Source organism: Pseudomonas sp. GL-R-19 (assembly GCF_019956375.1).
GTDB lineage: Bacteria > Pseudomonadota > Gammaproteobacteria > Pseudomonadales > Pseudomonadaceae > Aquipseudomonas.
Genome location: NZ_JAHBDJ010000084.1, coordinates 1 through 1,301, shown reverse-complemented (window position 1 = coordinate 1,301; position 1,301 = coordinate 1). Strand labels below are relative to the sequence as shown.

Genomic DNA, 1,301 nt, shown 5'->3' with positions numbered 1-1,301 from the left:
GCCATCAGCGGTGTGTGCAGGGCCGGTGTGACGTTCCAGACCACGTGGTAGCCGACATAGATGGCCAGCACGAAGATGATCAGGTTGTAGATACCGTGAGAGATCAGCATGTCTTCCATTGTTTTTATCCTCAGCCGTTCTTGCGCACGATCTGGCCGTCGCGGCACATCAGGCACGCGGCGACGATATCGTCTTCCAGGTTGATCACCAGTTGTCCGTCTTTATCGAACAACAGTTTCATGAAGTCCAGCAGGTTGCGGGCGTACAGCGCCGAAGCGTCAGCCGCCACGGCGCTGGCCAGGTTGGTCGGGCCCACGATGGTCACGCCGTTTTCGACGACCACCTGATCGGCCACGGTCAGCGGGCAGTTGCCGCCCTGGGCGGCCGCGAGGTCGATGACCACCGAGCCCGGTTTCATCTGCGCCACGGTTTGCGCGCTCAGCAACGTCGGTGCCTTGCGGCCGGGAATCAGCGCGGTGGTGATGACGATGTCCGCCTGCTTGGCGCGTTCGTGCACGGCCGCGGCCTGGCGCTGCATCCAGCTGGCCGGCATCGGGCGGGCGTAACCGCCGACGCCGACGGCGCATTCGCGTTCTTCGTCGGTCTCGTAAGGCACGTCGACGAACTTGGCGCCGAGGGATTCGATCTGCTCTTTCACCGCCGGACGCACGTCGGACGCTTCGATCACCGCCCCCAGGCGTTTCGCGGTCGCGATGGCCTGCAAGCCGGCCACGCCGGCACCGAGGATCAGCACGCGCGCCGCTTTCACGGTGCCCGCGGCGGTCATCAGCATCGGCATGAAACGCGGATAGTGGTGCGCGGCCAGCAACACGGCCTTGTAACCGGCGATGTTGGCTTGCGACGACAGTACGTCCAGGCTTTGCGCGCGGGAGGTACGCGGCGCCGCCTCCAGGGCAAAGGCGGTAATCCCGCACTCGGCCAGCTTGGCGATGGTTTCGTTGCTGAACGGGTTGAGCATGCCCACCACGACGGTGCCGCTCTTGATCAGCGCCAACTCGCTGTCGCTGGGCGCGACCACCTTCAAAATCAGCTCTGCCGCAAACGCGTCATTGGCGCTGCCAATGGTTGCGCCTGCCGCTTCATAGGCACTGTCGACAACGCTGGCATTCACGCCGGCGCCGCTTTGGACAGTGACCTTATGGCCCTGGCCGATCAGCTTCTTGATGGTTTCCGGGGTTGCAGCAACCCGTGTTTCACCGGTCTGGGTTTCGAGAGGAACACCAATGTGCACGTCAAATCTCCTGCGTGATCTTGTTGAGTAAACCCAGGCACTACGGATG

Annotated in this window: 2 protein-coding genes; both read right to left on the bottom strand. The window is 63.3% G+C overall.

Annotated elements, in window-relative coordinates; genetic code table 11:
• The coding region (locus tag KGA83_RS27850; RefSeq protein WP_223531379.1) for a proton-translocating transhydrogenase family protein at positions 1–119 on the bottom strand (119 nt) is incomplete at its 3' end.
• A gap of 11 nt (positions 120–130) precedes the next feature.
• Positions 131–1,252 carry a Re/Si-specific NAD(P)(+) transhydrogenase subunit alpha gene (locus tag KGA83_RS27845; protein ID WP_223531378.1) on the bottom strand — a complete coding sequence of 374 codons (1,122 nt, stop codon included), beginning with the start codon at positions 1,250–1,252 and terminating at the stop codon, positions 131–133.
• Positions 1,253–1,301: the final 49 nt, after the last annotated feature.